The sequence below is a fragment of the Streptomyces sp. LS1784 genome, assembly GCF_020103755.1.
Lineage (GTDB): Bacteria > Actinomycetota > Actinomycetes > Streptomycetales > Streptomycetaceae > Kitasatospora.
In genome coordinates this window covers 1-4,474 of the sequence record NZ_JAHSQD010000630.1, presented here as the reverse complement: position 1 = coordinate 4,474, position 4,474 = coordinate 1, and the positions used below count along the sequence as shown (strand labels likewise).

The following is a 4,474-nucleotide window of genomic DNA, read 5'->3' as shown; positions in this document are numbered from 1 at the left end:
GCGGGCAGGGCGCGCCGGTCGAGCTTGCCGTTGGCGGTCAGCGGGAGGCGGTCGAGCAGCACCACGGCGGAGGGCACCATGTGCGCCGGCAGTTCGGCGGCGGCGTGGGTGCGCAGCTCGTCCGGCTCGGCACCGGCGGCCACCGCGTAGCCCACCAGCCGCCTGTCCCCCGGTACGTCCTCCCGGACCACCACCGCGGCGTCGGCGACGGCCGGGTGGGCGGCCAGCACGGCCTCGATCTCGCCGAGTTCGATCCGGAAGCCGCGCAGCTTGACCTGCTGGTCGGCGCGGCCGAAGTATTCCAGCACGCCGTCGGTGCGGCGCCGGGCGAGGTCCCCGGAGCGGTACATCCGGGTGCCGCGCTCGCCGAACAGCTCGGCGTACGGGTCGGCGACGAAGCGGGTGGCGGTCAGCTCGGGACGGCCGAGGTAGCCGCGGGCCAGACCGGCCCCGGCCACGTACATCTCGCCGGTGACGCCGGGCGGGACGGGCTGGAGGTGCTGGTCGAGGACGTAGACCCGCAGGTCGGGGATGTTGACGCCGATGGTGCTGCTGCTCCCGGCGGCGGCGCTCGCCCGGTCGAGGGCGATGTACGAGACGTGCACGGTGGTCTCGGTGATGCCGTACATGTTGACCAGCGTGGGCGCGTCCTCGGCGTGCCGGTCGTACCAGTCGTCCAGCCGGGCGAGTTCGAGCGCCTCGCCGCCGAACACCACGTAGCGCAGGGTGAGTTCACTGCCGGGGCGGTCCCGGTCGGCGGCGCTGAGCTGGTAGAAGGCGGACGGCGTCTGGTTGAGCACGGTGACCCGCTCGCGGGCGAGCAGGTCCAGGAAGGCCGCCGGGTCGCGGCTGACCAGGTGCGGGACGACGACCAGCCGGCCGCCGTGCAGCAGGGCGCCCCACAGCTCCCAGACCGAGAAGTCGAAGGCGTAGGAGTGGAACAGCGTCCACACGTCCTCGGCGCCGAAGCCGAACCAGTGGTCGGTCGCGCTGAACAGCCGGACCACGTTGTGGTGGGTGACCGGCACGCCCTTGGGCCGGCCGGTGGAGCCGGAGGTGTAGATGACGTACGCGGTGTCCTCGGCGCTCAGCGGGCGGGTGCGCTCGTGCTGGGCCAGTGGGACGGCCGGGTGGCGCTCGGACTCCGGCCCGTCGACCAGGAGTCGGCGCACCTCGTGGGCGGGCAGCCGGGGCGCGGTGGCGCGGTCGGTGAGCAGGGCGGCGGGGGCGGCGTCGGCCAGCATGTAGGCGAGGCGGTCGGCCGGGTAGTCGGGATCGAGCGGCAGGTACGCGGCGCCGGACTTGGCCACCGCCAGCAGGGCGACGACGAGTTCGAGCGAACGCGGCAGCGCGAGCGCGACGATGGTGCCGGGGCCGATGCCCTCGGCGGCCAGCAGCCGGGCCAGCCGGTCGGCTCGGGCGGCGAGTTCGGTGTAGTCGAGCTGCTCGTCCTGGTAACTGACTGCGATCGCATGCGGGTTGGCGGCGGCGGCCGCCTCGAACAGCTCGGGCAGCGTCACGCTCGGCTCGGAGGCTACGGGGGCGCCGTTCCACTCGACCAGGGCGCGCAGCCGCTCCTCCTCACTGACCAGCGGCAGCCGGCCGATCGGGGTGTCAGGGGCGCTCGCGGCGGCGGTGAGCAGCCGGGTCAGGCGCTCCCCGAGGGCGGCCACGGTGGTGGCGTCGAACAGGTCGGTGCGGTACTCCAGGAAGCCGCCGATGCCGCCGCCGGGCAGTTCGCCCGCGTTGAGGGTGAGGTCGAACTTGGCGGTTCCGCTGGGGATCGCGGCGATCTCGGCGGTGAGGCCGCCGCCCAGGGCGATCCGCTCGTCCGGGCGACTCTGCCAGGCGAGCATCACCTGGAACAGTGGGTGACGGGCGAGCGAGCGGGCCGGGTTGAGTTCCTCGACCAGGCGGTCGAAGGGCAGTTCGGCGTGCTCGTGCGCGGCGAGCACGGTGCTGCGGACCCGGGCCAGCAGTTCGCGGAAGGTCGGGTCGCCGGAGGTGTCGGTGCGCAGCACCACCGAGTTGACGAAGTAGCCGACCAGTGCGGCGGTTTCCTCGTCCTCGCGGCCGGCCACCGGGGTGCCGACCGGGATGTCGGTGCCGGCGCCGTGCCGGGTGAGCAGGGCCGCGAGACCGGCCTGGACGGCCATGAAGACGGTGCTGTCCGCGGCCCGGGCGAGCCCGGCCAGGGCGGTGTGCGCCTCGTCGCCGAGGATGAAGGGCACGGTGGCGCCCTGATGGCCCGCGACGGCAGGGCGGGGGCGGTCGAGGGGCAGCTCCAGTTGGTCGGGCAGTCCGGCGAGCGCGGCGCGCCAGTGCTCCGTCTGCCGGACGGCGAGCGGGCTGGGCGCGTCGGCGGTGCCGAGCCGCTCCCGCTGCCAGGCCGCGTGGTCGGCGAACTGGATGGCGTGCTGCGGCAGTTCGGGTTCCCGTCCGGCGGTCCTGGCGGTGTGGGCGGCGGCCAGGTCGCGCAGCAGCGGGGTGGTGGAGGCGCCGTCGCTCGCGATGTGGTGGAGCAGCAGGAGCAGGGTGTGCTGCTCCGCACCGCCGGCGGGCCCGGTGGAGGATGCGGCGGGCCCGGCGATCCCGGTGAACAGTGTGGCGCGCAGGGGCGGTTCGGCGGTCAGGTCGAAGGCGTACCGGACGGCATCGGCCAACTCGCCGGTTCCGTCGTGCAGTTCGACGGCCGACGGCGGCAGGATGCGCTGGTACGGGGTGCCGTCCGGTTCCTCCCCGTAGACGGTGCGCAGGACTTCGTGCCGGGCGACGAGGTCGCCGAGCGCAAGGGTGAGGGCGCGCCGGTCGAGCGGGCCGGTGAGGGTGAGCGCCAGCGGGATGTTGTAGGTGGGGCTGGGGCCTTCGAGGCAGTGCAGGAACCAGAGGCCGCGCTGGGCGGGCGAGAGCGGCATCCGCTCGGTGCGTGGTACCGGCACCGGGGCCGAACGGCGCTCCTCGGCCTGCGCGGCCTCACCGCGGACCGCGCCGAGCAGGGCGGCGAGGCCCGCCGGGGTCGGCTGCCGGAACACGTCGGCGAAGCCGACCGGGGCGGCGAAGGTGTCGCGCAGCCGGGCTGCCAGGCGTCCGGCGAGCAGCGAGTGGCCGCCGAGGTCGAAGAAGGAGGCGTCCCGGCCGGGCGCCTGCGGCAGGCCGAGGACCTCGGCGAACAGGCCGCACACCAGCTCCTCCCGGGGCGTGGCCGCCGCCGTGCCTTCGGCGGCGACGGCCGGCTCGGGCAGGGCGCGGTGGTCGAGCTTGTCGTGGGCGGTGCGCGGCAGTTCGTCCAGCAGCAGGACGGCCGCCGGGACCATGTGCGCGGGCAGCCGGGCGGCGAGCGCGGCGCGCAGCCCGTCCGGGTCCGGCGCGCTGCCGCTCTCCGGGACGGCGTAGCCGAGCAGGCGCTTGCCCTGCGGGCCGGGGCGGGCGATCACCACGGCCTGGGCGACGCCGGGCAGTTCGGCGAGGACGGCGGCGATCTCGCCGGGTTCGACCCGGAAGCCGCGGATCTTCACCTGGTCGTCGGCCCGGCCGAGGAACTCCAGGGTGCCTCCCCCAGCCTCCGGCCGGGGGGACCCCCATGGGCGGCGCCGGGCGAGGTCGCCGGTGCGGTACATCCGGCTGCCGGGAGGGCCGAACGGGTCGGCGAGGAAGCGCTCGGCGGTGAGGTCGGGGCGGCCGAGGTAGCCGCGGGCCAGGCAGGCGCCGGCCACGTACAGCTCGCCGGTGACGCCGTCGGGCACGGGGCGCAGCGAGCCGTCCAGGACGTAGGCGCGGGAGCCGCGCACCACCCGGCCGTGCGGGGCGCCGTCCGGGCCCGGGGTCCAGGCGTAGGCGTCGACGGTGGTCTCGGTCGGGCCGTAGAGGTCGACGGGATGCAGGCCGGGGACGGCGGTCAGGCGCTGCCAGAGCGCGGGCGGGGTGGCCTCGCCGCCGACCACGAGGACGGACGGGCGGTGCCGGCCCTCGTCCAGGATGCCTTCGGCGAGCAGGACTTCGAGGTAGGAGGGGGTGAGGTCGAGGTAGTCGATGCGCTCGCGGTCGAGGTGGGCGGCGAGGGCGGCCGGGTCGCGGTAGGTGGCGTCGTCCAGCAGGTGGAGCTCGTGGCCGTGGACCATCCAGAGCACCGGGTCCCAGGAGGCGTCGAAGGCGAACGAGGCGCTGTGGGCGACGCGCAGCCGGTCCCGTCCGGTGCGGCGCACGGCGGGGGCGATGTGGTCCTCGCCGAGGCCGGCGTGCAGGTTGGCCAGTGAGGCGTGGGTGACCACCACGCCCTTGGGGCGGCCGGTGGAGCCCGAGGTGTGCAGCACGTAGGCGGGCTGGTGCAGTTGGGGTGCGGGCGGGGCGGTGTGGGGCTCACCGGCGGCTTCGGGCGGGCCGTCGGCCTGCTCCGGCCGGACGGTGGGCAGGCCGGCGGGCAGGTCGAGCCCGGCGAGGGCCTCGGCGGTGCCGATCGCGCAGACCGGGCGGGCGT

1 protein-coding gene is annotated in these 4,474 nt (G+C 75.7%); it reads right to left on the bottom strand.

The genetic code is table 11. The features are described 5' to 3' along the window. The coding region (locus tag KS423_RS39335) for a non-ribosomal peptide synthetase (RefSeq protein WP_224284526.1) at positions 1 to 4,474 on the bottom strand (4,474 nt) is incomplete at both ends.